Genomic DNA, 26077 nt, shown 5'->3' with positions numbered 1-26077 from the left:
GCCTCCTCAGGCGACCGTGCCCGCGGTGCCGTCCACCGTGACGGTCTGGCCCGTACGGAGGCGTTCGACCGCGTGCGCGACGCCGACGACGGCCGGGATGCCGTACTCGCGGGCCACCACCGCGCCGTGCGAGTTCGACCCGCCCATCTCCATGACCAGCCCGCCCGCGGTCAGGAACAGCGGCGTCCAGCCGGGATCGGTGGACGGGCAGACCAGGATCTCGCCGGGCTCCAGGCGCGCGCCCACGGGATCGAGCACCACCCTGGCCACGCCGGTCACCTGGCCGGGCGAGGCGGGCGAGCCGGTCAGGGCGCCCTCGGCCGGCTGCCCGGAGGCGACGGCCTCGGGCTCGGTGCCGTCCGACAACAACAGCCGCGGCACGTGCCGGCGGCGCAGCTCCCGCTCGTGGCGCTCGCGCCGGACGGCGACCCGCCCGCGCAGGTCCCGGCCGGACTTGGCCTCCGCCAGGGTCAGGAAGAACACGTCGCCGGGCGCGTCGAGCAGCCCCCGGCCGGCCAGCTCGCGGCCCACGTCGAGCAACTGGGCGCGCAGCGCGGCGAAGATCCGCACGATGAGGAACTTCGGCAGCTCCCGCACCCCGACCAGCTCCCTGGCCCGGCCCAGCGCGAAGCGCACCACCCGGCCGCGCAGGCCGCCCACCCGCCCGGCCAGCTCCTCGACCATCGCCTCGGCCTCGGCCGCGCCCTTCGCGAACAGCACGTCGGGGGCCAGGGCCGGATCCTCCAGGCGCAGGTAGTTGGCGAGCATGCCGATGACCTGCGTGGGGTCCTCCGACCAGCGGGGGAGGCCGAGATCGATCTCGGCGACCGCGCGGTGGCCGTACTCGTCGAGGAAGGCGCGGACGGGGGCCGGCAGCGGCTCGCGGGCCAGCAGCTCGGGCGGCTCGGCCAGGAAGCGGGCGGCCACCTCGGGGTCCTCGCGCAGCCGCCGGGCCAGCGCCCACAACGCCAGGTCCATCTCGGTGGTCACGTTCCTGGGCGCGCCGCGCAGGACGGTCTGCAGCTCGCCCGGGGCGGCCCTGCCCTTCAGCAGCCGCGCGGCCAGCAGCAGCATGGGCAGCGCGGCGGCGGCCACCGGGAAGACCCGCGGCGCGATCGGCACGACCTCGCGGATCAGCGTCCTGGCCACGTGGTCCACGCGTTCGGTCAGGCTCGCGCCGGGCGGCGGGGCGAGCCTGGACAGGTGGGCGTCGGCCTGCCGACGCACCCGCCGCTCCGCGCCCGCCGGATCGGCCAGCGCCCGGACGAACGTGACCGGCAGACGATGGCGCACCATGATCGCGGCCAGTCGGCGGACGAACGGCCAGACCGAGCGCCGGGTGACGCCGAGGCGCGGGTCGTCGAACAGGCCGCGCAGCAACCGCGCCGACCTGGCCTCCATGACGTCGAACACGCGCGGCACGATCGCCCGGCCCACCCTGCTCCGCAGCACCCCCGTGAGGTCGACGAACAGCCGCCCGCCCGCCTCGGCGAAGGCCGGGGCGCCGGCCAGCGGCGCGGCCACGGGGAAGCCGAACAGGCCGGACACCCCGGCGGACACGGCCCGCGCCGCCGCCATCCCCATCGGCGTGAACGGCCGCAGGACGCCCTGGGCGACGCTGAAGCAGAAGTAGGCGCGCAGCCCCTCGCCCCGGTGCCCGGCGGGCAGCGGGAACAGCGTGGTGATGGGCCTGGCCTGGGTCAGCCAGAGCGTGCCCGCCTGGTCGAAGGCCCATTCGAGGTCCTGCGGCACGCCGTAGAGCTCTTCGACCCGGGCGCCGAGCGTGGCCAGCTCGCGCAGCTCGTCGTCGGTCAGGCACGGCTCGGCGCCGGCGTCGGCCGCCTCGTGGACGACGCCGCCGTCCGGCAGGGGGCGCACGGCCAGGCGTTTGTCGCCGATCCGCCGCTCCAGGACGCGCCCGCTGTCCGGGTCGATGAGGAAGTGGTCGGGGTTGACCGCGCCCGACACCACGGACTCGCCCAGGCCGGGGGCGGCGTCGACGACCGCCCGCCGGCGGCGTCCGGTGACGGGGTCGGCGGTGAACAGCACGCCGGCCGTCCGGGCGTCCACCATGCGCTGGACGACCACGGCCAGGCTGACCGCCCGGTGGTCGATGCCGTTGGACTCGCGGTAGGCGACCGCGCGATCGGTCCAGAGCGAGGCCCAGCAGCGGCGTACCGCGTCGAGCACCGCCTCCGGTCCGGTCACGTTGAGGAAGGTGTCCTGCTGGCCGGCGAAGCTGGCGTACGGGAGGTCCTCGGCGGTGGCCGACGAGCGCACCGCCACCGGGCCGCCGGACAGGGTCTCGGGCAGGGTCTCGGAAAGGGCCGCGACCACGGCCCGCGCGAGGCCGGCGGGGATCGTGGCGTCGAGGATGTGCTTGCGGGCCGCGGCCGCGTCCGTCACGTCGCCGAGGCCGGCGGTGATCGCGCGGTACGCCTCCGTCGTGACGCAGAATCCCGGCGGGACGGGCAGCCCCGCCCTGGTGAGGACGCCGAGGTTGGCCGCCTTGCCGCCCACCAGCGCGAGCATCGAGCCGTCGATGTCAGGAAATTTCAGGATCGCATCCATGTCACTGCCTCCAGACTTCCGACGGTAAATCTCAACACCGTTGAAGTCAACGACAAATGAATTAAGTCGCCCGATTCCTGCAATAGGATCGGCTCTCGTCGCGTTTGACTGAAGTGACTGATTGACCGCTCGGCGGCCGGCACCCGCCGGTATCTACCCCGGTCGAAGCCCACCTCCGACGGTGCGCTCCCCCGGGGGAGGACTCCGTCATGATCTGGACGGAGACCCTTGAAGTCCTACCTCGACGTGCTGGCCACCCCCGGCGCCTGGCGGTTCCTCGTGCCCGCGCTGCTGGCCCGCGTGCCGTTCGCGATGACCCAGATGGGCATCCTGCTGCTGGTCCAGTGGTCCACCGGCTCCTACGGCGCGGCCGGGATCACCGCCGCCGCCTCCGCCGTCTTCCAGGCCCTCATCGGCCCCCAGACGGGCCGCCTGGCCGACCGGTACGGCCAGGCCCGCGTGCTGCTCCCGCAGGTGGCCCTGCACGCCCTGGCCATGGGCGGCCTGCTGGCCCTGGCCGCCGCGCACGCCCACCTCGCGCTGCTGGTCGCCGTGGCCGCGCTCGTCGGCGCGTCGGGACCGCAGGTCGGCTCGATGGTCCGGGCCCGCTGGGCGCACCGGCTCGGCGGCACCGGCCGGCTGAACACGGCGTTCGCGGTCGAGTCGATCACCGACGAGCTGACCTTCACGCTGGCCCCGGTGCTGCTGGTGGGGTTGTCCACGGCGTACTCGCCGGTGGTCGCGCTGCTCGGCGGGCTCGTGCTGATCCTGGTGGGCACGGTGGTCTTCGCCGCCGTCCGGACAAGCCTGCCCGAGCCGGTGCCGGTGCGGATCGCCGCCTCCAAGGGCGTGCTGCGGCGGCGCGGCGTGGCGCTGCTGGCCGCCGCCTTCCTGGCCATGGGGTCGGTCTTCGGCAGCCTCCAGGTCGGCGTCACCTCGCTCACCACCGCCCTGCACGCGCCCGCCGCCGCCGGACCCGTCTACGGCGTCTTCTCCGGCGCCAGCATGCTCGGCGGCCTGCTGTACGGCGCGGTCCGCTGGCGGTCCTCCGCCCGCGCCCGGCTGGTCGCCGGGCTGGCCCTGCTCGCGGTCGCGACCAGCGCGTTCACACTGGCCGCAGCCGTCCCCCACATGTACGTCGCCGCCGCCCTGGCCGGCCTGGTGATCGCCCCCGTGGTGATCACCGGCTACACCCTGGTGGAGGGACTGGTCGCGGCGGAGGTCCGTACCGAGGCGTTCACCTGGCTGAACGGCGGCATCGCCCTCGGCATCGCGGCCGGGTCGTCGGTCGCCGGGCAGCTCGTGGACCACTTCGGCGCCTCCCTGGCGTTCGTCGTCGCGCCGGTCGCGACGGGCGTGGCCGCGCTGCTCGTGCTGGCCAGGATCCGCAGCCTGCGCCCGCTGCCCGCCCGGCCGGTGAGCGAGGCCCGCTCGCTCACCGAGGGACCGGCTGCTCTTCCTGGATGACCTTCGGCACGCCGCGCAGCCAGGCCAGCGCGAACACCGCGACCACGGCCAGCAGGACCGCCGTGACCAGCGTCGTCACCTGCATCCCCGACACGAACGCCGTGCGCGCCGCGCGCATCAGCTCCCCGGCCGCCTGCGGGGGCAGCTCCGCCGCCGTGGCGGTGGCCCCGGCGATCGACTCCCGCGCCGCCTGGCCGGGCACCCCGGCGGGCACTAGCAGGTTCGCCCGGTAGACGCTGTTGAGCACGGTGCCGAGGACCGCGATGCCCAGCGCCCCGCCCAGCTCGAACGCCGTCTCCGACACCGCGGCCGCCGCCCCCGCCCGCTCCTTGGGCGCGGTGGCCAGGATGTTGTCGTTGTTCACGGTGAAGGTGAGCCCGACCCCGAGCCCGCCGATCATCATCACCGGCAGCAGGGTGAGATAGTCCAGCTCGGTGCCGAGCATGGCGTACCGGACGAACGCGGCGGCGTTCAGCGCCAGGCCGAGCGCGACCACGCCGTTCCTGCCGAGCCGGCCGATGAGCCGGGCCGCGAGCACCCCGCCCACCGCGCCGCTGAGACCGCCGGGAAGCTGGGCCAGCCCGGCCTGGAGCGGGGTCCACCCCAGGACGAGCTGCAGGTACCAGGCGAACAGCAGGTTCATGGCCGACAACGCGAAGATCGCCAGCAGGTTCGTGCCCACGGACGCGCTGAAGGCCCGCCGCCGGAACAGCCGTACGTCGATCAGCGGCGTGGCCAGCCGGCTCTGCCGCCGGACGAACAGCACCAGGCACACCGCGCCCACGACGGCCGCCCCCAGCACGTCGGCGTGCGCCAGGCCCTGGTGGGCGGCCTCCTTGACCGCGTAGACGGCCGTCACGACCCCGGCGAAGGACAGCACCACGCTGGGCCCGTCCACCCGCCCGGCGGGACCGCGCGACTCCGGCAGCACCAGGAACCCGCAGACCAGCACCAGCGCCATGATCGGCACGTTGATCAGGAACACCGACCCCCACCAGAAGTGGTCCAGCAGCACGCCGCCGACGACCGGCCCCAGCGCGAACCCGGCCGCGCTCATCCCGCTCCAGATCCCGATGGCCGCGGTCCGCTCGCGCGGGTCGGCGAAGACGTTCCTGACGATCGAGAGCGTGGACGGCATGATCATCGCGCCCGCCACGCCCAGCAGCGTCCTGGCGGCGATCAGCAGCTCCGGGTTCGGGGCGTAGGCGGTCACCACCGAGGCGGCGCCGAAGCCGGCCGCGCCGATCAGCAGCAGCCGCTTGCGGCCCACGCGGTCCCCGAGGTTGCCCATGGTGACGAGGAGCCCGGCCAGGGCGAACCCGTACATGTCGCCGATCCAGAGCAGTTGCGTCGAGCTCGCGCCGAGGTCGGCGACCAGCCGGGGGAGCGCCAGGTGCAGCACGGTGAGATCGACCGAGAGCAGCAGCGTCGCCAGGCAGGCGATGGCCAGGCAGGCCCATTTGCGCGTCATGCCGTCCACGGTGGCGAGGGCGGCTGACGGGCCGCCTACCGTTCGCTGACCGCCCGGCCGAGGGCCTCGTCGATGCGGTTGCGGATGTCCTCGGTGCTGTACCAGTCGTCGGGGCACTCCGCGCGGGCCTGGGCCAGCAGGGACAGCGCGGCGTCCCGCTCGCCGCCGATCAGCGCCACCTCGGCCATCCCGAGGTGCGCCCAGGCCAGCATGTCCATGGAACCCACGCGACGGGCCAGCTCGGCCGCCTCCTCGTAGTCGGCCCGCCCGCCCAGCGGCTCGCCCATGCCGAGCAGCGCGTCGCCGCGCCGGCACAGGGCCTCGGCCATCTCCGCCCGCGCGTCGAGCTCGCGGGCCAGCGTCAGCGCCTCGTCCGACAGCGCGTACGAGGCCGCGTAGTCCCCCTCGCGGGAGGCCAGCTCGCCGAGCCCCGACAGCACCAGCACCGCCCCCCAGCGCTCGCCGATGGCCCGGAAGGCGGCCAGGGCGCGCCGGAAGGCGGCCAGCGACTCCTCGACCCGCCCCAGGATCTGCAGCACGAACCCCGCGCCGCTGTACGACAACGCCCGCTGCCAGGGCGGCAGCCCCTCGGTGTGGGCCTGCAACTCGTGGTAGATCTCCTCGAGGTCGCCCGGCGGCCCGGTGAACATCGACCGCATCATCATCAGGAACTCCACCCGCTCCGGCAGGTGGGTGATCGGCAGGAGTTCGCGCACCTCGGCCAGCCGCTCGCGCACGACGTCGTCGGCCACGCCCGTCCAGGCGGTGACGAGCAGGCACATGACGTACTCCTCCTCCATTCCCGCGGGGCACGCGTCGCCGATCCTGGCCAGCAGCGCGGCGGCCAGCCCGGCGATGACGCCGCGGTGGCCGCGCATCCACCAGTAGCAGGCGCTGTGCGCCAGCAGCCGCAGGCCGGTCTCCGGCTGCCCGGACGTGGTCGTCCAGCGCATGGCGGCTTCGAGGTCGTCGCTCTCCTGGTCGAGGCGGGCCAGCCAGGTGAGCTGCTCGGCGGTCCGCAGCAGCGGGTCGGCGGTCAGGACGAGGTCGAGGTAGTAGGCGGTGTGGGCGTCCCTGATCGCGGCGGTCCCGCCGGACTCGGCCAGGCGTTCGGCGCAGAACGCCCGGATCGTGTCGAGCATGCGGTACCGGCCGCCGACGTGCTCCACCAGCGACTTCTCCGCCAGCGAGAACAGCACCTCCTCCGGCAGCCCGCACACCCGCTCGGCCGCCTCGGGGGTGGCGCCGCCGACGAACACGCTCAGGCGGGCGGCCAGGCGCTGCTCGGCGTCGTCGAGCAGGTCCCAGCTCCACGCGACGACCGCGCGCAACGTCTGGTGCCGGGGCAGCGCCGTACGGCTGCCGCGGGTCAGCAGCCGGAACCGGTCGTCCAGGCGGGCCGCCACGTCGGCGACCGACAGCGTACGGAGGCGGGCCGCGGCCAGCTCGATGGCCAGCGGCAGCCCGTCGAGCGCCCGGCAGATGCGCACCACGTCCGCGGTGTTGCCGGCGTCCACGGCGAACCCCGGACGCACGGCGGCGGCCCGGTCGGCGAACAGCCGGACGGCGGCGTACGCCAGCGGGTCGTCCGGCTCCGGCGGCGGCAGGCGCAGCGGGGACACCGGCAGGATCGACTCCCCGGTGATGCCCAGCGCCTCGCGGCTGGTGGTCAGCACCCGCAGCCCGGGGCAGGAGGCCAGCAGCGCGTCGGCGAGCTCGGCCACGGCGGCGACCAGATGCTCGCAGTTGTCCAGGACGAGCAGCAGGTCGCGCTCGGCCAGCGCGGTGAGCAGCCGGGTGACGGGGCCGACCGCGGCGCGCTGGGGCGCGGGCAGCAGGGCGTCGCGGATGTCGAGCGCGACCAGCACCGCGCCGGGCACCCCGGCGGCGCCGGCCACGTGGGCGAGGGGCACGAAGCACACGTCGCCCGGCTCCTGGGCGGCCGCCTCCTGCGCCAGCCTGGTCTTGCCCGCGCCGCCGGGGCCGATCAGCGTGACGAGCCTGCTGTCCCGCAGCCGCGCGCCCACCTGCGCCAGCTCCTCCGCCCGGCCCACGAAACTGGTCAGCTGCGCCCGCAACCCCTGCTTGAACCCGCCGCGCGGCGCCCCGGCGGGCCCTCCTGGCCCGGGAAGGGACGGGGGAACCGGCGGCTGGATCGGTGCGGGGTTCGGCGCCGCGGTCGGCACGGCGGTCGGCAGGATGGTCGGCACGGTGGTCGGCAGGATGGTTGGTGCGGTGGTCGGCAGGGTGATCTGCGGGGTGATCTGCGGGGCCAGGGACGGGTCGGCGCGCAGGACGGCGAGGTGCGCGGCGGCCAGTTCGGCGCCCGGCTCGATGCCCAGCTCCCGGTCGAGCAGCCGCCGCGCCTCGTCGTAGACGGCCAGCGCCTCGGCCTGCCGGCCGCTGCCGTACAGGGCGCGCATGAGCTGGGCGCGCAGGCGCTCGCGCAGCGGGTGGGCGGCGGTGAGCCGGCGCAGCTCGGCGACCAGGTCGCGGTGCCGCCCGAGCGCCAGGTCGGCCTGGAGGCGGTCCTCGACGGCCGCCAGCCGCAGCTCCTCCAGCCCGGCCGCGGCGGACACCGCGTGCGGCGCGTCGGCGAGCGGCGCGCCGCGCCACAACTCCAGCGCCTCGCCCAGCAGCGCCGCCGCCCGCCCGGCGTCCCCGGCGGCCAGCGCCCGCCGCCCGTCCAGGGCCAGGAGCTCGAAGCGGCGCGCGTCCACGTCGTGCGGGTCGGCGACCAGCCGGTAGCCCGCCGGGTGGAACTCGACCAGGTCCCGGCCGAGCGCCCGGCGCAGCCTGGACACCTGGGACTGCAGCGCGTTGGCCACGCCGTCCGGCGGGTGGGGGCCGTAGAGGTCGTCCACGAGCTGGCCGGCGCCGACGACGCGGCCGGCGTTCAGAGCCAGCAGGGTGAGCAGGGCGCGCACCCGCGGCCCGCCGAGCGCCACCGGCGCGCCGTCCTCGTCCAGCACGCTGGTGGGTCCGAGGATCTCGAAGCGCATGCCCCGATTATCGGGTCTGCGGGAGGAGCGCGGCGATTTCTCCGTACGTCGGCAGCGGCGGGGCGTCCTTGCCCTGCGCGCCCAGCACGGCGGCCAGAGCGCCCTGGAGCGCGGCCCGGTAGAGCAGCGAGCCGGTGCTCACCCGGGCCACCCCCGCATCGGCCAGCCGGTCCAGCGTCGGACCGCCCGGCTGGTAGAGCACGTTGAGCGGCAGCCGCGTACGCGCGACGACCTCGGCGATCTCCGCCGGATCGGACAGCCCGGGGACGAAGATGCCGTCGGCGTGCTCGTAGGCGTCCACCCGTTCGCGCCAGTCGCCGGTGCCCAGCCAGTGGGTGTCGGTGCGGGCGTTGACGAACACGCCGTGGCCCTTGGCGGCCTCGATGATCCGCCGGTGCAGCTCGACCGGGCGCAGCGTGCCGTCGGGACGGCCGTCCTCCAGGTTCACGCCCGCCACCCCGAGCGCGGCCAGGCTCGCGACCAGGTCCGACACCTCCTGCGGGTCGTCGCTGAAGCCGCCCTCGATGTCCACCGTGACCAGCACGCCGAGGTCCTTGACCGTCTCGGCGAGCTCGATCGTCTCGGCCCTGGTCGCGCCGGCGGCGTCCGGCTTGCCGTGCACGGCGGACACGCCGAGGCTGGTGGTGCCGATCGCGGGGAAGCCGTGCGCGGCCAGGATCGCGGCCGAGCCGTAGTCCCACGCGTTGGGCAGCAGCAGCGGGTCGCCCGGCTTGTGCAGGTCGTGGAAGTTCATCGGCGGGTCCCTTCGAGGAGCGCGTCGAGCACGCCGGCGGCCAGCGCGAGGGCGTGGGCGGGGGCGGGGCACGGGCGCAGGCCGTCCCCGAACGTCAGGTGGGGGGCGGGGGCCCGGGAGGCGTCGAAGCGGTCGGGGTCGGCGAACACCTCGGGATCGCGGTTGGCCGCGACGAGGTCGATCGTGACCTCCTCGCCGGTGCGGGTGTCGAGCCTGCGGCTGGCCTTCAGCGGCGGGTCCTGCCTGAGCGTCTCGCGCAGCACCGCCTCGGGGTCGTCGCCCGGCACGGCGTGGGCGAGCGCGTTCTCGATGAGCGCCTCGGTGGCGGCGTGGCCCTGGAGCAGCAGGGTGACGGCCGGCAGGTCGGTCAGGGCGAGCAGTTCGGCGACGGCGGCGTCGGCCTGCGGGCTCCCCTCGCCCGACAGGTAGCCGCTCGCGGCCGCGGGCACGGCCGAGGTGTCCGGCACGCCGAGCGCGGCCCCCAGCACAGCCGTCGGCACGCCGCGCCAGCAGCCGCCACCGTTGCCGTCACCGTTGCCGTCACCGTTGCCGCGGCGGTCGCGCGTCGCGGCCCTGGCGGCCGTCCGCAGCGCGGCCGGGTCCAGGGCGGACAGGCGCTCGACGACCAGGCGGCGGCGTTCGGCGTGGGTCTCGCCGGTGCTGAAGCGCGACACGTGGGCCCGCAGCCAGGCGAGCGTCCCCGGCTCGCCGTCCTGCGGGACGGGCGGCGGCACGTACCGGCTGTCGGACAGCACCGCCCGGGCTTCGGCGTGGTGGGTGATGAGCATGGGTCCACGCTAGGCCGCCGACCGTTCGACGGCGGACGAAGTGTAGCGGCGCCGCCGGTCACGCCCGGTCACGCCCGGTCACGCCGCCAGCCGCTGCGGGCTCTCGGGCTGCGCGGGCGCCCCGGTGGCCCGCGTGCCCTGCGTCCGTACGGCGGCGCGGCCCGGCGCGCAGGCCAGCGCCATGGTGACGACGAGCACGATCTCGGCCAGCACCAGACCCCGTTCGAGCAGCCCGTAGTAGGCCGTGCCGCCGATCAGCGAGGAGGTGACGGCGGCCGGGTGGGCCGCCAGGTAGGCGACCAGCGTCAGCCCGGAGGTCACGCTCAGGGCCTTGACCGCGCTCCAGCGCGCGGCCGCCGCCCGTCCTCTGGCCAGGGTCCAGCCGGCGACCGGCAGCGCGGTGAAGACCACGGCCGCCGACCAGCGGTGGATCTCCCCGCCGAGCGTGCTGATGTCCGACAGGCCGGGATCGGTGGGGAAGATGGCGCTGAGCATCAGCCCGGCCGCCCCCGCCAGCAGCAGCACGCGGGTCGCGGCGGTCCGCCCCGGCTCGCGGGCGGCCAGCCCGTACGCCAGCGACAGGCAGGCGGCGGCCAGCGCCAGCGTCCCGGCCAGCACCGGCAGCATGCCGCCGGGGACGAGCGCGTAGTCGCTGATCAGCGGCTGCTCGGGCAGGCTCACCTGCGCGTAGCCGAGTGCGGCCACCGCGGTCACGGCGCCGGCCACGGGAGCCAGAACGGCACGCCAGGTCATCGGGTCACCTCGTCGTAGATCTGCTCGAAGCGGGCCAGCGACACCTGCTCGTCGTGGGTGAGCGCCAGCGCCCGGCTGGCGTTGCCCAGACGGGCGCGCAGGTCGTCGTCGGTGAGGACGGCGGTCAGGTGCCTGGCCAGCGCGACCACGTCGCCCGGCTGGTAGAGGTAGCCGTTGCCGTCCACCAGGTGCGGCAGGGCCATCGCGTCGGCGGCCACGACGGGCAGGCCGGACGCCATGGCCTCCAGCGTGGCGATGCTCTGCAGTTCGGCGACGCCCGGCATGGCGAACACGTCGGCGGCGGCGAACGCCTGCGGCATGCTCTCGTCGGGCACGAACCCGACGAAGAACACCCGGTCGCCCACCCCGATGCGCTTGGCCAGCTTCTCCAGCTCCATCCGCTGGTTGCCGCGGCCCACGAACGCCACCTGCGCGTCGGTCTCGTTGAGGACGAGGGGCAGCGCGCGGATCAGCTCGTCGAGGTGCTTCTCCTCGTCCAGGCGGCCCACGAACAGGGCGGTCGGCCGGTCGGGCAGCGCGAACCGCCGGCGCGCCCACGACTTGGGCTCGGCGTGCGGGTGGAACCTGGCCAGGTCGATGCCGCACGAGACGGCCTCGACGTCGCGGGAGAAGCCCTGGTCGGCCAGGAGCTTGGCGGCCAGCGGGGTCGGCGTGGTGATGTGGTCGGCGCGCCTGAAGACGCGGCTGAAGTCCCGCCAGGCCAGCCGGCCCGCCCTGGTCCGCAGCGCCTCGGGGACGTGCCCGAACTGGAAGAGGTTGTCGGGCATGAAGTGGTTGGTGGCCACGACCGGCACGCCGCGGCGCCGGGCGGCGGCGATGGCGGCCCGGCCGACCACGAAGTGGCCCTGGGTGTGCAGGACGTCCGGGTCGATGTCGGCGACCAGCCGGTCGAGCCTGGTCGGCACGGTGACCCGCATGGTCGGGTGCACCAGCAGCGGAGCCGAGCGCAGCCGGTGGACGATCACGCCGTCCACCACGTCGGCGCTGGCCGGGCCGGCCTCCGACTGGCACACCACGTGCACCTCGTTGCCGCGCGCGGCCAGGCCGGTGGCCAGGCGGTGGGTGAAGTAGGCGGCGCCGTTCACGTCGGGGGGATAGGTGTCGGTCGAGATCAGGACGCGGCGGGGACGTTCGGGGGCGGGGGCGAGCTGGGCGTGGTCGGTGACGTTGCGCAGGGGCATGGCCATGACGGTGACTCCGCTTTCACAAGGGGGGACGGCTGGGGGAGGGCCGATGGACGAACAGGGGGTTTCGGTCAGGGGAGGGGGTCAGGCGAGGTCGTTGCGCGCCTCCAGCGGGGACGTCCGCGCCAGGGCGAACGTGCCGGCCGCGGTGAGGGCGGCGGCCGCGATCGGCGCGAGGCCGGACGGCAGCGGCTCGCCGAGCAGCAGCGCCCCGAAGGCCACCGCCGTGAGCGGGTCGGCGATCTGCAGCGAGGCGAAGGAGACGCCGAAGTGCCCGACGGCGTAGGCGCGTTGCAGCATCACCAGCGCCAGCAGCAGCGGGACCGGCAGGGCCAGCAGGTACCACCAGTTCCAGCCGCCGTCCACGAGCACGCGCATGAGCGTGGCGGTCGCGCCGTACAGGACGCCGGAGCCCGTGGCGAGCAGCGCGGCCCGGCCGGCAGGGGAGGCCGCCTTCGAGCCGGCCCACAGCAGCACCGCCGCGACGCCGGCCACGGCGAGCAGGGTGAGCACGCCCGTGGGCGCCAGGTACGTCGGCCCGTCGGACTCGGGCACCAGCAGCACCAGGCCGATCAGCCCGGCCGCGACCACGCCCGCCGCGGCCAGCTCCTTGCGGGAGGGCCGGCGGCCGTGCAGCGCGGCGGCGATGGGCAGCGCGAACAGCAGGCTGGCCACCCCCATCGGCTGCACCACGGTCAGCGGGCCGAGCCCGAGGGCGACGATGTGCAGGCCGCCGCCCGTCACGATGGAGACGCCGCCGAGCAGCCAGCGCGGCCTGCGCAGCAGGGTCAGCAGCGCGGGCTTGGCCGAGCCCGCCGCCTCGAACTGCTGCAGCGCGGCCCCGAGCGCGAAGAACAGCGAACCGACCAGCGCGATCGCCGCGGCCAGCACACTCATGCGCACTCCTTTCAGACGGATGGTTGCCCGACAGGGTCAAACGGACGTGTCCACCGGAAGGTGCTCCGGGGAAGGCTGGGTGGCGCGCCGCTTCCTGGCCCACCGCACCAGCTCGACGAGGCCGGTGATCGACAGCGCGATCCCGAGGCCCAGCAGCAGGCCCTTGATCGGGTCGTTCTCGAAGGCCATGCCGCCGAAGAAGCCGATCAGCCCGGAGTACACGGCCCACGAGCTCGCCGCGATGGCGTCGAAGAACGTGAACGAGCGCAGCGGATGCCCCACGGCGCCCATGGTCAGCGTCGTCGCGGTCCGCCCGCCGGGGATGTACCTGGCCACGACCAGCACCAGCCCGCCCCGCTCGGCCAGCGCGCCACGCGCCCAGACGAATGCCTTCTTGCCCCGCAGCCGCCCCGCCGACCTGTTGCCGATCAGGTACGACACGTGGTCGCCGGCGAACGCGCCGAGCGCCGAGACAAGGATCACCAGGGCCAGGTTGGTCTGGCCGGAGGCGGCGAACACCGCCGCGGTGATGACCGACGTCTCGGCGGGCACGACGGGGAAGAACCCGTCGAGCAGCGCCAGGGCGAACAGCGCCACGTACAGCCATGGCGATGACATCACCTGCTGGACGAGGTCGAGAATGGCGTGCGACATATGCGTGGACTCCGATCGTCAGGGCACTCACCAAGCCTGTCGGCGTGAGCGGACCGGGGACATCGGGGATGCCCCCGGTCGAACGCGGGCCCGTCCCCTAGGAGGGTCAGGGCCGCCTACCCCATGAAGGTAGAAATTCCGCAGGTCATGGCACATCGGCCCATCGACCCGCGCCACCCCCTACTTTCGTCAGGGGCGGGAGTGCGACTTCCGCGTGACACCCACGATCAAACCGGTTGCGGGCCCCGGACACAGGAGAGGAGGTATCCGCCTTTCAGGTGGAGGTAGCCCCACCGTGATCACTGGACCAGGCCCCACCCTGACTTTCGTCAGGGGCGCCGCCTGACCTTCGGGCGGGACCGGCCCCGCCCGGCGGCGGATAACGTCGGTGCGTGAACCGTCTGCGTCGTGAGAACCGCCGTCAGGTCGTCCTCGACCTGCTGCTGTGGGCCGTGCTGGGCATCTTCGTGACCGCCATGGGCCCCGACCCGTTCGCCGATCCGGCCGGGTTCGTGCTGGTGACGCTGCCCAGGGTGGGGCTGGCCGCGCTGGCCGTGCTCGTGGGCCGTCCCTGGCCGCTGGCGGCGCTGGTGCTGCTGCTGCCGCTCGGCCCGTGGACCTTCACCGAGGGCTTCGCGACGGTGGACCTGACGTGGCTGCTGCCCCGGCGCGGCGTGAAGATCCTGCCGCTGCTCGCCACCTCGCCGTTCATCATCTGGTACGCCTACCTCACCGGCCGGCGCACGACCCGGCTGTGGCCCGCGGGCGCCGTGTTCTGCCTGATCACGGCCATCGGCTGCGGGGCCGTGCTGCTCCAGGGCGGTGACCTGGCGCTGTGGGTGTCGATGGGCACCGGGCTGGTCGGCACGTACGTGTTGCCGTACCTGCTGGGGCTGCTCCGGCGGGGCGTGCTCCAGCAGCGGCGGCAGGCGCGGCTGTCGGTCGAGGCGCAGGCGCGGCTGCGCGAGCGGGCCAGGATCGCCCGCGAGATGCACGACTCGCTCGGCCACGACCTGGCGCTGATCGCGGTCCGCGCCGGCGGGCTCGAACTCGCCCCCGGCCTCGGCCCGGCCCAGGTCAAGGCGGCCGGCGAGCTGCGCATGGCGGCGGCCGACGCGACCGAGCGGCTGCGCCAGATCATCGGCCTGCTGCGCGAGGACGCCGAGGAGGCCCCGCTGTCCCCGGTGGGCGAGGACGTCGCCGAGCTGGTCGGCCGGGCCAGGGACTCCGGCATGTCGATCACCCTGGAGGTGGCGCCGGGGGCGTCGCCGGAGCTGGCGCACGCCGTCGTCCAGGAAGGGCTGACGAACGCGGCCAAGCACGCGCCGGGCGCGGCGGTCGCCGTGTCGGTCGCGCCGCACCGGGTGGTCGTGCGCAACGGCCCGCCGAGCTCGCGTCCCAGCGCCCGGCGCGGCGGGCTGGGCCTGGCGGGGCTGCGCGAGCGCGTACGGCTGGCCGGCGCCACGCTGACGGCCGGCCCCGACGGCGACGGCTTCCAGCTGGCCGTCGAGCTCCCCCGAGAGGGGGAGGCGGATCCCCGCCGCTCGGGAGGGGGCCGGCCCGCCTGAGGCGCACGATCGGGGGCATGACAGAACAGCGAGCGGGCATCGGCCGGCTCACCGCCGCGATCGTGGCGGTCGCCGCCACGCTGCCCTACCTCACGATCAAGACGCTCTGGCTGACCGGCGCCCCGGTCGGCGTCTCCGACCCGGCGCTCATGGACAGCGGGCAGATGCTCGGGATGAACGCGCTGACCTTCGCCATGGAGGCCGCCGGGCTGCTGCTGGCGCTGGCCTTCACCATGCGCTGGGGCATGCGGCTGCCCGCCTGGCTGGTGCTGCTGCCGCTCTGGGTGGGCACCGGCCTGCTGTCGGTGCTGGCCGCCACGACCCCGCTGATCGTGCTCATCGGCGGCCTGGCGATCTTCAGCGGCGGTCCCATCCAGACCTGGGTCTATCTGGTCGTCTACGGCGGTTTCATCACCCTGGGCGTCGCCCTCATGACGGCCTTCGCCCTCTACGCCCGCGACCGCTGGCCGGCCGTCTTCACCACCCCGGTCAGGCTGCCGTTCCCGAGCGCGACCAGGTCGTTCCAGGAGGTGGTGGCGTGGGGTGCGCTCGTGGTGGCGGCCGTCGTCGCGGTGCTGCGCGTCGTCATGGCGTTCGACGGGACCGTGCAGGCCGTCCAGAACGGGTTGAAGGCGCTGCTCGCGGTGGGCGGGGCGGCCGCGCTGGTGGCCCTGGTCAGGCGGCGCGGGAACGGCCCGTTCTGGCGGCCGCTGGCGCTGGCCTGGCTGGGGTCGGGCTCGCTGTTCGGCTGGGGGCTGTTCTCGATGATCGTCAGGTCCACGGGCGGCCCGCTGGCCTACGGCGGCACGGGCGTCGCGGACTTCGCCGAGCTGTTCGGCATGCTGACCGGGCTGGTGATGGGGATGTGTGGAGCGTTCCTGCTGGCCGAACGGTCAGGCGTGGGCCACGTGCAGCCTGGCCAGGACGCGCTTGAACGCCAGGATCGAGAACGTGATCGCCAGCCCGCTGATCACGGCCACCGCTGAGGTGCGCAGCACCATGAACGCGCCGAGCGAGCCCTCCAGCTTCTCGTAGACCGCCAGGAAGATGCTCAGCGTCGAGTTGGCCAGCAGCACGAACGCCCACAGCAGCGTGATCCTGGCGAAGAACCTGCGCACCCGCTCGTGCTTGAGCACGGCCGACGGCAGGTGGATGTAGTCGAGGGTGAGCTTCTGCACCAGCGGCCGGTTGAACCGGACGGAGGCCAGGAAGACCATGCTGATGCAGATCGTGCCCAGCTCCGGCTGGATGAAGAACCACATCCAGGTGCCCGTCCAGAACGACACCAGGGCCCGCACCGTGACCGCGAACGCGGCCAGGAACATGGTGGCGGGCACCTTGACCCCTCTGGCCAGCCGCCAGGCCACGCCGAGGTACACCCAGGAGACCGTGGCCACCAAGGCCCACTTGAAGCCCAGCACGACCATGGCGAGGTAGAACACCAGCAGGGGGGCGACCACGCCTTCGAGCAGGCGGGGGGCCGCCTGACGGGCGAGCGCGGTCAGACGGGGGAGTGCGACCGGATGGTGGTTCAAGGCTGCTCCGCAGATAGGCCGACGATCAGCGTCTACCCGGGCTTCGGGGGTCCAGGCTTGCCGGATGGACCGGTCGTCGTCACCGCCGGGTGCGACTCCCGAAGGCCGGTGGCCTACCGTACCGGAGCCCGGCGAGTAGGACTGCCGCTTTTGCCGCGTTCCATCTGTTCCATACGAAACCAGTTCACCCTTGAACCCGGCTTTCAGCCGAGTGACGCCGTGGCGAGCTTGGCGCCGAACCCGAGGAACAGCGCGCCGACGCCCGAGGTCAGGCCCGCGCTCAGCTTCCGGTGCCGGCGGAACTGGCCGGCCAGGAACGTGCCGGAGAAGATCAGCGTGGTGAGATAGAGCACGCTGAAGATCTGGATCACCGCGCCCAGGATGAGGAACGACAACCAGGGGGCGCTGTACCCGGGGTCCACGAACGGGATGAAGAACGACAGGAAGAACAGGATCGCCTTCGGGTTCAGCAGGCTGATCGTCAGGGCCTTGCGGAACGGCCGGGCCTGCCGCACGGGCGCCGCCCCGGACTCGTCCGCCGCCCCCGGACGGGCCCGCCAGGCCCTTACCGCGCCGCGGATCATCTGGAAGCCGAGCCAGGCCAGGTAGGCGGCGCCGGCGTACTTGACGACGGTGAACAGCGCGGGCGTCGCGCGCAGCAGGGACGCGGCCCCGGCGGCGGCGAGCACCATCAGGACGGTGTCGCCGAGGAACACGCCCGCCGCGGCCCGGTAGCCCTGCCGGACGCCGTGCTGGGCGGCGAAGCTGAGGACGTACAGGGAGTTCGGGCCCGGCAGCAGCACGATGAAGAAGGCGCCGACGACGTAGGTCCAGATGTCCGTGATACCGAAGAACACACTTAACGGTATCGCGCGATATGTGCCGATTCAGTCGGTCGGTGGCTGTGCTTTGCGGCGCTGATGCCTATTGACCCAGTAGGGATACTCGTGAATATCTGGTGTCATGGCTCTCTGGACCCCCGACCCCACGTTCTACCCCTCCCCGCGCGACGCCGTCGAGGCCCCCGTGGAGAAGCTGGCCTACGTCGCCGCCTTCGACCGGTCGGCGAACCGTCCGGACGCGCTGGCCGTGCTCGACACCGACCCCGCCTCCCCGGCCTACGGCACGGTCATCGGCTGGACCGACCTGCCCGGCACCGGCGACGAGCTGCACCACTTCGGCTGGAACGCCTGCAGCAGCGCCCTGTGCCCCAACGCGCCGCACCCGCACGTCGAGCGGCGCTACCTGGTCGTCCCCGGCCTGCGCTCCTCGCGCATCCACATCTACGACACCAAGGACCGGATCAGCCCCGAGCTGGTCAAGGTGATCGACGCCGAGTCGCTGGCCAGGCGGGCGGGCTACTCCCGCCCGCACACCGTCCACTGCGGCCCCGAGGGCCTGTACGTCTCGGCGCTCGGCGGCGCGGACGGAGCCGAGGGCCCCGGCGGCATCGCCGTGCTCGACCACACCTCCTTCGAGGTGCTCGGCCGGTGGGAGCTGGACCGCGGGCCGCAGTACCTCGCCTACGACTTCTGGTGGCACATCAACCACGACGTGCTGATCACCTCCGAGTGGGGCACGCCGTCCATGATCGAGGACGGCGTGGTCGGCGAGCTGCTGCTCGGCCGCAAGTACGGCCACAAGCTGCACTTCTGGGACCTGCGCAAGCGCCGGCACGTCCAGGAGGTGGACCTGGGCGACCAGCACCAGATGCCGCTGGAGCTGCGCCCCGCCCACGACCCCACCCGCCTGTACGGCTTCGTCGGCGTGGTCACCAGCGTCGAGGACCTGTCGGCCTCCGTCTGGCTGTGGTTCCACGAGGACGGCCGCTGGCAGGCGCGGAAGGTCATCACCATCCCCGCCGAACCGGCCGACCCCGCCCTGCTGCCGCCCGTGCTGCAGCCCTTCGCCGCCGTGCCGCCGCTGGTCACCGACATCGCCCTGTCCGTGGACGACCAGCGCCTGTACGTCTCGTGCTGGGGCACCGGAGAGCTGAAGCAGTACGACGTGTCGGACCCGTACAAGCCGGTCGAGCTGGGATCCCTGCGGATCGGCGGCATCACCCGGCGCACCCCGCACCCCGCCGAGCCCGGCCTCCCGCTGCGCGGCGGCCCCCAGATGGTCGAGGTGAGCCGCGACGGCCGCCGCGTCTACCTCACCAACTCCCTGTACGGCTCCTGGGACGACCAGTTCTACCCCGAGGGCGTCGGAGCCTGGCTCGCCAAGGTCGACGCCGACTCCTTCACCTTCGACACCGCCTTCTTCCCCCACGGCGACGCCTTCCGCGGCCTGCGCCCCCACCAGGTACGCCTCCAGGGCGGCGACGCCTCCTCCGACTCCTACTGCTACCCGTGACCGTGCCCGCCACCGTGCTCGCCACCATGCCCGCCAGGAGCACCGCCACATGCCCGCCATGAGCACCGCGACGGTCCTGCTGCTCGGGGCCTTCCACGGCCTGAACCCGGCCATGGGCTGGCTCTTCGCGGTGGCCCGCGGCCTGCAGGAGCGCAGCCGCGACCTGCTGCTCCAGTCGATCCCCGTGATCGCCCTGGGCCACCTGGCGTCGGTGGCCCTGGTCGCCCTGGTCGTGGCCGCCACCGGCTCCCTGGTGACGGGCGCGGCGCTGCCGGTGGCCGGCGGGCTGGTGCTGGTGGCGTTCGGGCTGTGGCGTCTGCTGTCCACCCGCCACTTCCGGTGGGTGGGCATGCGCCTGTCGCTGGCCCAGCTCGCCGGCTGGTCGTTCCTGATGTCGTCGGCGCACGGCGCCGGGCTCATGCTGCTGCCCGTGCTCACCGGGCTGCGCGCGGAGGGCCACGCGGGCCACGCCGTCTCAGGGGGACTGGCGGTGGCGGCCCTGCACACGCTGGCCATGTTCGTGGTGGCCGGCGTCGTGGCCCTGGTGGTCTACGAGGTGCTCGGCCTGACGATCCTACGCCGCGCCTGGTTCAACGTGGACCGCATGTGGGCCGTCGCCCTGATCGCCGCCGGCCTCCTCACCCTCCTCCAGGCCTGACCCGAACACCTCACAGAGCCGGTCGGCGTGAACGGCCCTGTCGATCCAGGCTTCGAGGACGGCGATGTCCGTGCAGGCGGTGACACCCTCCCGCACGGCATCGGGTACCTCCACACCTCGCCCGTCCAGCAGCCACAAGAGCCCCCTGGCCATGCCCTCGGCCATGCCCTCGGCCATGCCCTCGGCTCTGCCCTTGGCTTCGCCTTCGGCGCGCAGCATCTGGGCGTACTCGGAGCGGTAGCGGTACGTCATGGCCGCTCGTCACCCCTGTTCCGGTTGCTCGTCGTCCGTGCCGAAGATGTCGGTGAGGCTGGTGGCGTGGACGGCCCGTTCGCACCAGGCTTCCAGGACGGTGGTGTCCGTGCATGAGGTGATGCGCCGGCGCACTTCGTCGGGGATCACCACTCCACGGCCGTCGAGGATCATCAGCAGCACCTTGGCTTCGCCTTCGGCGCGGAGCATCTGGGCGTACTCGGAGCGGTAGCGGTACGTCATGGCCGCCGGTCAGCCCTGTTCCGGTTGCTCGTCGTCAATCCCGAAGATGTCGGTGAGGCTGGTGGCGTGGACGGCCCGGTCGATCCAGGTGTCAATGACGGTGGTGTCGGTGCAGGAGAGGATGCGCTCACGCACGACGTCGGGGACCACTACGCCACGACGGTCGAGCATCCGCAGCAGCGCCTTGGCTTCGCCCTCAGCTCTGCCCTTGGCTTCGCCTTCGGCGCGGAGCATCTGGGCGTACTCGGACTGGTAGCGGTAGGTCTTGGTCGCCATCAGGTCTCTCCAGATTCGTCGGGCGTCGGTGTTTCCGAGGCCTACTTCCGTTTGTTCGGCGATGTGTCCCGCGCTGGTGGTGTCGGTGGTGTCCAAGGCGTCTGCCAGGACTTCCAGTATGGCAGTGACCTCCTTGGAACGGGCGTGGGTCAGCGCCGAGAACATGGTGAGCACCACGTCGTTCACCGCCTCGGCGAGGTCGTCGATCACGGGGATGTTGTGCGGGCCCACGACGACCGCGCGGACGGACAGCGTCGGCCAGTCCGGCAGGCCGATCGTCTTCGGGAGGGCGGCCCACTTGGCGGTCGCCTCGTCCTGGCAGATCACCAGCAGTGTCACCGGGCAGCCGAACTTGACGTGCACGTGGCTGATGTAGTGCGCCCATGCCGCGGTCTTGCGGTCGTCGGGCTTGGACTGCGACTCGCTGATGACCACGTGCCGTCCCTCCAGGGACGTGAACATCATGATCGTGTCGGCGCGCCGCTCGATCGGCTTGATCTCGGTCAGGTCGGTGTCCACCACCGCGACCTCGGTCGGTGACGGGAAGGGGATGTCGAGCACCTTGAAGACGCTCGTGCAGAGCTCTGGATTGTCACGGAAGACGCGGTGCAGCGCCTCGTGCTGGGAGGAGATCACGGGCGGAACGTTAGCGACCGATGACGCTCCGTGTCCGCGAAAACAGGACGGCGGGTGCGCGACGGTGGAAAGAGTTCATCCCTGGGAGGAAACGGGCGGGGGAAAGATCTCTACCGGAGCATGTGCGCAGGCAGGGCAGGATGTGGTGGGTGCGGATATCCATCCTGGGGCCGTTGGAGGTCGAGAACGACGGGGGACCGGTCGTGGTCGGCGGTCTCCGGCTGCGGGCGCTGCTGGCCGTGCTGGCGCTCGAAGCGGGCCGTACGGTCACGGCCGAGCGGCTGATCGACGTGCTCTGGCCGCAGGAGCCGCCCGCCAACGCGGCCAACGCGCTGCAGACGCTGGTCAGACGCCTGCGGGCGGCGCTCAGGCCGGACGAGGTGATCGACAGCCGTCCCGGCGGGTACGCCCTCACCCTCCCCGCCGAGCAGGTGGACGCGCTGGCGTTCCGGCGGCTGGCGGGCGAGGACGCCGACCGGGCGCTGGCGTTGTGGCGTGGGGCGGCGCTGGCGGATCTCACGTCCGTCCCCTACTTGGCGGACGCGGCTACCGCGCTGGAGCAGGAGCGGCTGGCGGCGGTCGAGGCCAGGGCCGAGCGCCTGCTGGCGGCCGGGCGGCCGGTCGAGCTCGCCGCCGAGGTGACGGCGCACCCGTTGCGCGAGCGGCTGGTCGGGCTGGCCATGCGCGGGCTGGCCGCGTCCGGACGGCAGGCCGAGGCGCTGGAGCTGTTCGAACGCACCCGCCACCGGCTGGCCGACGAGCTGGGCGTCGATCCCGGCGCCGAGCTGCGGGCCGCGCACCTGGCCGTGTTGTCCGCGGAGCAGCCTCCGGTCGTCTGGCCGAGGAGCCGGCCGAAGAGCCGGCCGAAGGGCAACGTACGCAAGCCGCGCACCAGCTTCATCGGCCGGGAGGCAGAGCTCGCACGGCTCACCGGCCTGCTCCGCGACGACCGGCTCGTCACGCTCGTGGGTCCCGGCGGCGCCGGCAAGACCAGGCTGGCGACCGAGGCGGCCCTCCAGCTGTCCACCGAACCCCGCACCCAGCCCCGCACCGAACCCGCCACACCTCCGACGGCCGCAGAGGCCGGGGACCGGCGGGCGGTCGTGGCGTGGATGGTGGAGCTGGCCTCGGTCAGCGACCCGGCCGGCGTGCCTGGAGCCGTGCTCGACGCGCTCGGCCTGCGCGACGACGGCCCCGGCTACCGCCCGCCCGAGGCGGCCAAGGACGTGGTCGAGCAGGTCGCCGCGGCGCTGGGCGAGCGGCCCGCGCTGGTCGTGCTGGACAACTGCGAGCACGTGGTGACGGCCGCGGCCGTGCTGGTCGAGCGGCTGCTCGACGAGTGCCCCGAGCTGCGGGTGCTGGCCACCAGCAGGGAGCCGCTCAACGTGCCGGGCGAGCGGCTGCTGCCCCTCCCGCCGCTCGAACCCCCGCCGTCGGGGGCCGGGCCCGCCGAGGCGGCGGCGTACCCGTCGGTGCGGCTGCTGGTCGACCGGGCGGCGGCGGCCCGTCCGTCGTTCGCCGTGGACGAGGGCAACGCGCCGGCCGTGGTCGCGCTCTGCCGCAGGCTCGACGGCATGCCGCTGGCCATCGAGCTGGCCGCGGCCCGGCTGCGCACGATGACGCCGCGCCAGCTCGCCGACCGGCTGGACGACAGGTTCAGGCTGCTCGACGGCGGCAGCCGTACCGCGCTGCCGCGCCAGCAGACGCTGCGGGCGGTCGTGGAGTGGAGCTGGGACCTGCTCGACGAGCGGGAGCGCGTGCTGGCCAGGCGGCTCGGCGTGTTCGCCGGCGGCGCGACCCTGGAGGCCGTCGAGGAGGTGTGCGGCGGCACGGCCGACGTCCTCGGCGCGCTGGCGGACAAGTCCCTGGTGCGCCTGTCGCCCGAAGGCCGGTACTCGATGCTGGAGACCATCCGCGCCTACGCCCTGGAACGGCTGGCCGAGGCGGACGAGACCGCCGAGTACCGCGACCGGCACGCCCGTCACCTGCTCGACCTGGCCGAACGCGCGGTGCCCGAGCTGCGCACCGCCACGCAGGTGGAGTGGATCGAACGGCTGGCGGCGGAACGCGACGACTTCGCGGCGGCGCTGCGCTGGCTGATCGACCGGCGGGAGGCCGGGCCCGCGCTGCGGCTGTGCGGGGCGCTCAACTGGTACTGGTGGATGTGCGGCTACCGCCGCGAGAGCGCGGCCTGGGCCAGGCAGGCGCTCGACCTGGCGGGTGACACGCCGCCGCCGGGGCTTGCGGGGGCGTACACGTCCTGCATGTTCGCCTACGGCGTCGACGTGTTCGGGACGATCAGCAACGACCGGGCGGCCATGCTGGAGCTGTCGACCCGGATGGAGGAGCTGGTGGAGCGGGCGGTCCAGGAGGGTCCGGTGCACCCGCTGCTGCTGATCAGCAGGGTCGTCATGGCTGCGGCGGCCGGGCAGGACGAGCGGGCGGCCGCGCTGATCGGCGACTACGCCCGCAGCGACGACCTGTGGTTGTCGTCCGCCGCCCTGATGATCGGCGGCCGGATGCAGGCGGGGGGAGAGCGGGAGCTGGAACGCGCGGTCGAGGGGTTCCGGCGGCTGGGCGACCGCTGGGGGCTGAGCGAGGCGCTGCTGGGCCTGGCCGACCTGCGGGCCGAGCGCGGCGCAGGCACCGACGACCTGATCGCCGAGACCAGGTCGCTGACCAGCGAATGGATCAGCGACGACGAGTCGATCTCCACCCTGATCCGGCTGGCCCAGCTGCGCCTGCGGGTCGACGACCTGGACGGCGCGGGCGCCGACCTCGCCATGGCCAGGTCCCGGGTGGGCGAGGAGACCTCGCCGTGGACGCTGGTGATGCTCGGCCTGGGCGAGGCCGCCTACCAGGAGCGGCTCGGCGACCTGGACGGCAGCCTGGCGATCTACCGGGACATGGACGGCGTCGTCGCCGCGGCTCCCCGGGTGCCGCAGATCACCGCGGTGTACCTGACCTCCTACGGCCGGGCGCTGGCCCGCGCCGGCGACCTGGACGCCGCGCTGGCCCGGCACCGCCAGGCGCTCGACGTCCTCGGCGACGTCAGCCCGGACCGGCCGCTGTTGTCGATGACGCTGGCCGGGTTCGCGCTGGCGGCGCAGGCCGCGGGCGACCAGGAACGGGCGGCGGTGCTGTTCGGCGCGGCGTCGGCGGCCGTCCCGCAGGACACCTCGCCCGACACCACGGAAGGACGCGCGGCGGCCAGGAGGGCACTCGGCGACGAGCTCTTCGAACGCCGTTTCGCCGAGGGCGCCGCCCTGCCGCCGGCCGAGCTCTACTCGATGGTCGGCAGCACCACGTAGGAGAGCGCGATCATCGTACTTTCCTGTTGTAGGCCCGGAGGGCGAAGGGGGCGAACAGGGCGAGCAGCGCGGCGGCCCAGCCGAGCGTGATCCACACGTCGGACGCCGCCAGGCCGCCCACCAGGAGACCGCGCAGCGCGCCGGCCAGGTGCGAGACCGGGTTGACGCCCATCCACCAGGTCAGCCAGCCCGGCAGGTCGGTGGCGGGGACGAAGGCGCTGCTGCCGAACGTGAGCGGCAGCAGCACGGCGGTGGCGATGCCCTGCATCGAGGCGACCGACTTGGCCACCAGCCCGATCCAGGCCGATCCCCAGCTCAGGGCCGTCACCATGAGCAGCACCAGGCCGATCCCGGCCAGCGCGCTCAGCGGATCGGTCCGCACGCGGAAGCCGACGGCGTACCCCACGGCCAGCGACATGGCGATGGTGATCAGCAGGGTCAGCAGGTCGGCCATGATGCGCCCGGCCAGCGGCGCCGACCTGGCGATCGGCATGGTCCTGAACCGGTCGAACACGCCGTTGCCGATGTCGGTGGCCAGGTTCATGCCCGTCGTGATCGTCGCCATCAACGCCACCTGGACGAGCACGCCGGGCAGCATGTACGACACCGCCCCCGCCCGGTCGCCCCCGGCCGCCCCGCCGAACAGGTAGACGAAGATGACGATCATGAAGACGGGCTGGAGCAGCAGCCCGGCGAGCTGGCCGGGGTTGTTCTTCAGGGGGATCAGGCTGCGCCAGGCGAGCGTCAGCCCTTGGGAGATCGCGGTGGTCATGAGCTCGCTCCGGTGAGTGTGCGGAAGACGTCGTCGAGGGAGGGCAGGCGCAGGGCGTGCTCGGCCAGCACGATCCCGGCGTCGTCCAGCCGCCTGAGCAGGTCGGGCGGCGCGGCCAGGTCGTGCACGGGCACGCTGAGCAGCCCGTCCACGGCCGTGGCGCCGAGGATCGAGCCGGCCTTCTCCAGGTCGGCGGCGTGCAGCGGCCGGACGTCCAGCCGGTGGCCGCCGGCCAGCGACTTGAGCTCGGCCGGCGTGCCGCTCGCCGCCACCCGGCCGCGGTCGATGACCAGCAGGTCGTCGGCGAGCTGGTCGGCCTCCTCCAGGTACTGGGTGGTCAGCAGGACCGTCACCCCGTCCGCGACCAGTTCCCTGACCACGTCCCACAGCTCGCCGCGGGCCCGCGGGTCGAGGCCGGTCGTCGGCTCGTCGAGGAACAGGATCCGGGGCCGGCTGACCAGGCTGACCGCCAGGTCCAGCCGGCGGCGCATGCCGCCCGAGTAGCCGGCCGCCGCCCGGCCCGCCGCCTCCTCCAGGCCGAACCTGGCCAGCAGCTCGGCGGCCCTGGCCCGGGCGGCCGTCCTGGACAGGCCGAGCAGGCGGCCGACGAGCACGAGGTTCTGGGTGCCGGTCAGCTTCTCGTCGACCGAGGCGTACTGGCCGGTCAGGCCGATCAGCTCGCGGACCCGGCGGGCCTGGGTGACGACGTCGTGCCCGCCGACCGTGGCGTGGCCGGCGTCGGGGGCGGCGAGGGTGGCCAGGATGCGGACGGCGGTGGTCTTGCCCGCGCCGTTGGGGCCGAGCACGCCGAGCACGGTGCCGGTCCTGACCCGCAGGCCGACGCCGTCCAGCGCGGTCTTGTCGCCGTACCGCTTGACGAGCCCTTCCGCTTCGATCGCGTAAGTCATG

At 73.8% G+C, this 26077-nt stretch carries 22 protein-coding genes; 6 read left to right on the top strand and 16 right to left on the bottom strand.

Going from position 1 to position 26077, the window contains the following annotated elements:
- Nucleotides 1–6: 6 nt before the first annotated feature.
- A complete protein-coding gene (locus ACFYYW_RS05760; protein WP_387645605.1) occupies nt 7–2571 on the bottom strand; it encodes a PEP/pyruvate-binding domain-containing protein in 2565 nt (854 codons plus the stop codon).
- A 228-nt stretch (nt 2572–2799) separates the two neighbouring features.
- Here ACFYYW_RS05760 and ACFYYW_RS05755 point away from each other — a divergent pair, with 228 nt between their 5' ends.
- Nucleotides 2800–4038, top strand: a complete 1239-nt coding sequence (locus ACFYYW_RS05755) for an MFS transporter (RefSeq protein ID WP_387645603.1) — start codon at nt 2800–2802, stop codon at nt 4036–4038.
- Here ACFYYW_RS05755 and ACFYYW_RS05750 read toward each other — a convergent pair.
- The 8 genes from ACFYYW_RS05750 to ACFYYW_RS05715 all read right to left on the bottom strand — a co-directional run bounded on the left by ACFYYW_RS05750 (nt 4007) and on the right by ACFYYW_RS05715 (nt 13562).
- Nucleotides 4007–5509, bottom strand: coding sequence for an MFS transporter (locus tag ACFYYW_RS05750; RefSeq protein WP_387645601.1), 1503 nt, complete (start codon nt 5507–5509; stop codon nt 4007–4009). The two genes, ACFYYW_RS05755 and ACFYYW_RS05750, sit on opposite strands and share 32 nt — an antisense overlap.
- A gap of 35 nt (nt 5510–5544) precedes the next feature.
- A complete protein-coding gene (locus ACFYYW_RS05745) occupies nt 5545–8511 on the bottom strand; it encodes a BTAD domain-containing putative transcriptional regulator (RefSeq protein WP_387645598.1) in 2967 nt (988 codons plus the stop codon).
- A gap of 7 nt (nt 8512–8518) precedes the next feature.
- Nucleotides 8519–9265 (bottom strand): isocitrate lyase/phosphoenolpyruvate mutase family protein, encoded by a 747-nt coding sequence (locus ACFYYW_RS05740; RefSeq protein ID WP_352322696.1) that lies wholly within the window; start codon nt 9263–9265, stop codon nt 8519–8521.
- The gene (locus tag ACFYYW_RS05735) at nt 9262–10053 is read right to left on the bottom strand and encodes a hypothetical protein (protein ID WP_387645594.1); all 792 of its coding nucleotides are present in this window, start codon (nt 10051–10053) and stop codon (nt 9262–9264) included. The genes ACFYYW_RS05740 and ACFYYW_RS05735 overlap by 4 nt, the downstream gene beginning before the upstream one ends.
- Before the next feature lie 78 nt (nt 10054–10131).
- The gene (locus tag ACFYYW_RS05730) at nt 10132–10806 is read right to left on the bottom strand and encodes a DUF998 domain-containing protein (protein WP_387645591.1); all 675 of its coding nucleotides are present in this window, start codon (nt 10804–10806) and stop codon (nt 10132–10134) included.
- Nucleotides 10803–12008, bottom strand: a complete 1206-nt coding sequence (locus ACFYYW_RS05725; protein ID WP_387645588.1) for a glycosyltransferase — start codon at nt 12006–12008, stop codon at nt 10803–10805. The genes ACFYYW_RS05730 and ACFYYW_RS05725 overlap by 4 nt, the downstream gene beginning before the upstream one ends.
- Nucleotides 12009–12095: 87 nt before the next feature.
- A complete protein-coding gene (locus tag ACFYYW_RS05720; RefSeq protein ID WP_352322692.1) occupies nt 12096–12908 on the bottom strand; it encodes a DMT family transporter in 813 nt (270 codons plus the stop codon).
- Nucleotides 12909–12944: 36 nt separating this feature from the next.
- Nucleotides 12945–13562 (bottom strand): DedA family protein, encoded by a 618-nt coding sequence (locus ACFYYW_RS05715; protein WP_387645585.1) that lies wholly within the window; start codon nt 13560–13562, stop codon nt 12945–12947.
- 392 nt (nt 13563–13954) lie between these two features.
- Between ACFYYW_RS05715 and ACFYYW_RS05710 the strand changes: the two genes are divergently transcribed.
- Nucleotides 13955–15130: a sensor histidine kinase gene (locus tag ACFYYW_RS05710; RefSeq protein WP_387645582.1), complete on the top strand. Its 1176-nt coding sequence runs from the start codon at nt 13955–13957 to the stop codon at nt 15128–15130.
- 17 nt (nt 15131–15147) lie between these two features.
- Nucleotides 15148–16116 (top strand): hypothetical protein, encoded by a 969-nt coding sequence (locus ACFYYW_RS05705; RefSeq protein ID WP_387645580.1) that lies wholly within the window; start codon nt 15148–15150, stop codon nt 16114–16116.
- Here ACFYYW_RS05705 and ACFYYW_RS05700 read toward each other — a convergent pair.
- Together ACFYYW_RS05700 and leuE are read right to left on the bottom strand one after the other, a co-directional pair.
- On the bottom strand, nt 16024–16665 hold the full coding sequence (locus ACFYYW_RS05700) for a VC0807 family protein (protein ID WP_352322688.1): 642 nt from the start codon (nt 16663–16665) through the stop codon (nt 16024–16026). The two genes, ACFYYW_RS05705 and ACFYYW_RS05700, sit on opposite strands and share 93 nt — an antisense overlap.
- 203 nt (nt 16666–16868) lie before the next feature.
- A complete protein-coding gene (gene leuE / locus ACFYYW_RS05695; protein ID WP_387645576.1) occupies nt 16869–17522 on the bottom strand; it encodes a leucine efflux protein LeuE in 654 nt (217 codons plus the stop codon).
- Nucleotides 17523–17628: 106 nt separating this feature from the next.
- On the opposite strand from leuE, the gene ACFYYW_RS05690 reads away from it, so the two are divergent.
- Complete coding sequence (locus tag ACFYYW_RS05690; protein ID WP_352327571.1) at nt 17629–19020, top strand: selenium-binding protein SBP56-related protein; 1392 nt, start codon at nt 17629–17631, stop codon at nt 19018–19020.
- A gap of 58 nt (nt 19021–19078) precedes the next feature.
- Nucleotides 19079–19678, top strand: a complete 600-nt coding sequence (locus ACFYYW_RS05685; protein ID WP_387645573.1) for a hypothetical protein — start codon at nt 19079–19081, stop codon at nt 19676–19678.
- Here the strand turns inward: ACFYYW_RS05685 and ACFYYW_RS05680 are convergent.
- Genes ACFYYW_RS05680 through ACFYYW_RS05670 form a run of 3 tightly spaced genes read right to left on the bottom strand, consistent with a single transcriptional unit; the run spans nt 19595 to nt 21085 of the window.
- Nucleotides 19595–19930 carry a hypothetical protein gene (locus ACFYYW_RS05680; protein ID WP_387645570.1) on the bottom strand — a complete coding sequence of 112 codons (336 nt, stop codon included), beginning with the start codon at nt 19928–19930 and terminating at the stop codon, nt 19595–19597. The two genes, ACFYYW_RS05685 and ACFYYW_RS05680, sit on opposite strands and share 84 nt — an antisense overlap.
- Before the next feature lie 9 nt (nt 19931–19939).
- Nucleotides 19940–20173, bottom strand: coding sequence for a hypothetical protein (locus tag ACFYYW_RS05675; protein ID WP_387645567.1), 234 nt, complete (start codon nt 20171–20173; stop codon nt 19940–19942).
- A 9-nt stretch (nt 20174–20182) separates the two neighbouring features.
- On the bottom strand, nt 20183–21085 hold the full coding sequence (locus ACFYYW_RS05670; protein ID WP_387645564.1) for a hypothetical protein: 903 nt from the start codon (nt 21083–21085) through the stop codon (nt 20183–20185).
- Nucleotides 21086–21234: 149 nt separating this feature from the next.
- Here ACFYYW_RS05670 and ACFYYW_RS05665 point away from each other — a divergent pair, with 149 nt between their 5' ends.
- On the top strand, nt 21235–24396 hold the full coding sequence (locus ACFYYW_RS05665) for a BTAD domain-containing putative transcriptional regulator (RefSeq protein ID WP_387645562.1): 3162 nt from the start codon (nt 21235–21237) through the stop codon (nt 24394–24396).
- A 10-nt stretch (nt 24397–24406) separates the two neighbouring features.
- Here the strand turns inward: ACFYYW_RS05665 and ACFYYW_RS05660 are convergent, their stop codons facing one another.
- Entirely contained in the window at nt 24407–25168 is a 762-nt protein-coding gene (locus ACFYYW_RS05660) for an ABC transporter permease (protein ID WP_352327566.1), read from the bottom strand.
- Nucleotides 25165–26076, bottom strand: a complete 912-nt coding sequence (locus tag ACFYYW_RS05655; RefSeq protein WP_364416944.1) for an ATP-binding cassette domain-containing protein — start codon at nt 26074–26076, stop codon at nt 25165–25167. The genes ACFYYW_RS05660 and ACFYYW_RS05655 overlap by 4 nt, the downstream gene beginning before the upstream one ends.
- Between the last annotated feature and the right edge of the window lies 1 nt (nt 26077).

The organism is Nonomuraea sp. NPDC001831 (genome assembly GCF_042892035.1).
GTDB lineage: Bacteria > Actinomycetota > Actinomycetes > Streptosporangiales > Streptosporangiaceae > Nonomuraea.
The sequence above is the reverse complement of the archived record's forward strand: the minus strand, read 5'-3'. Positions and strand labels throughout refer to the sequence as shown.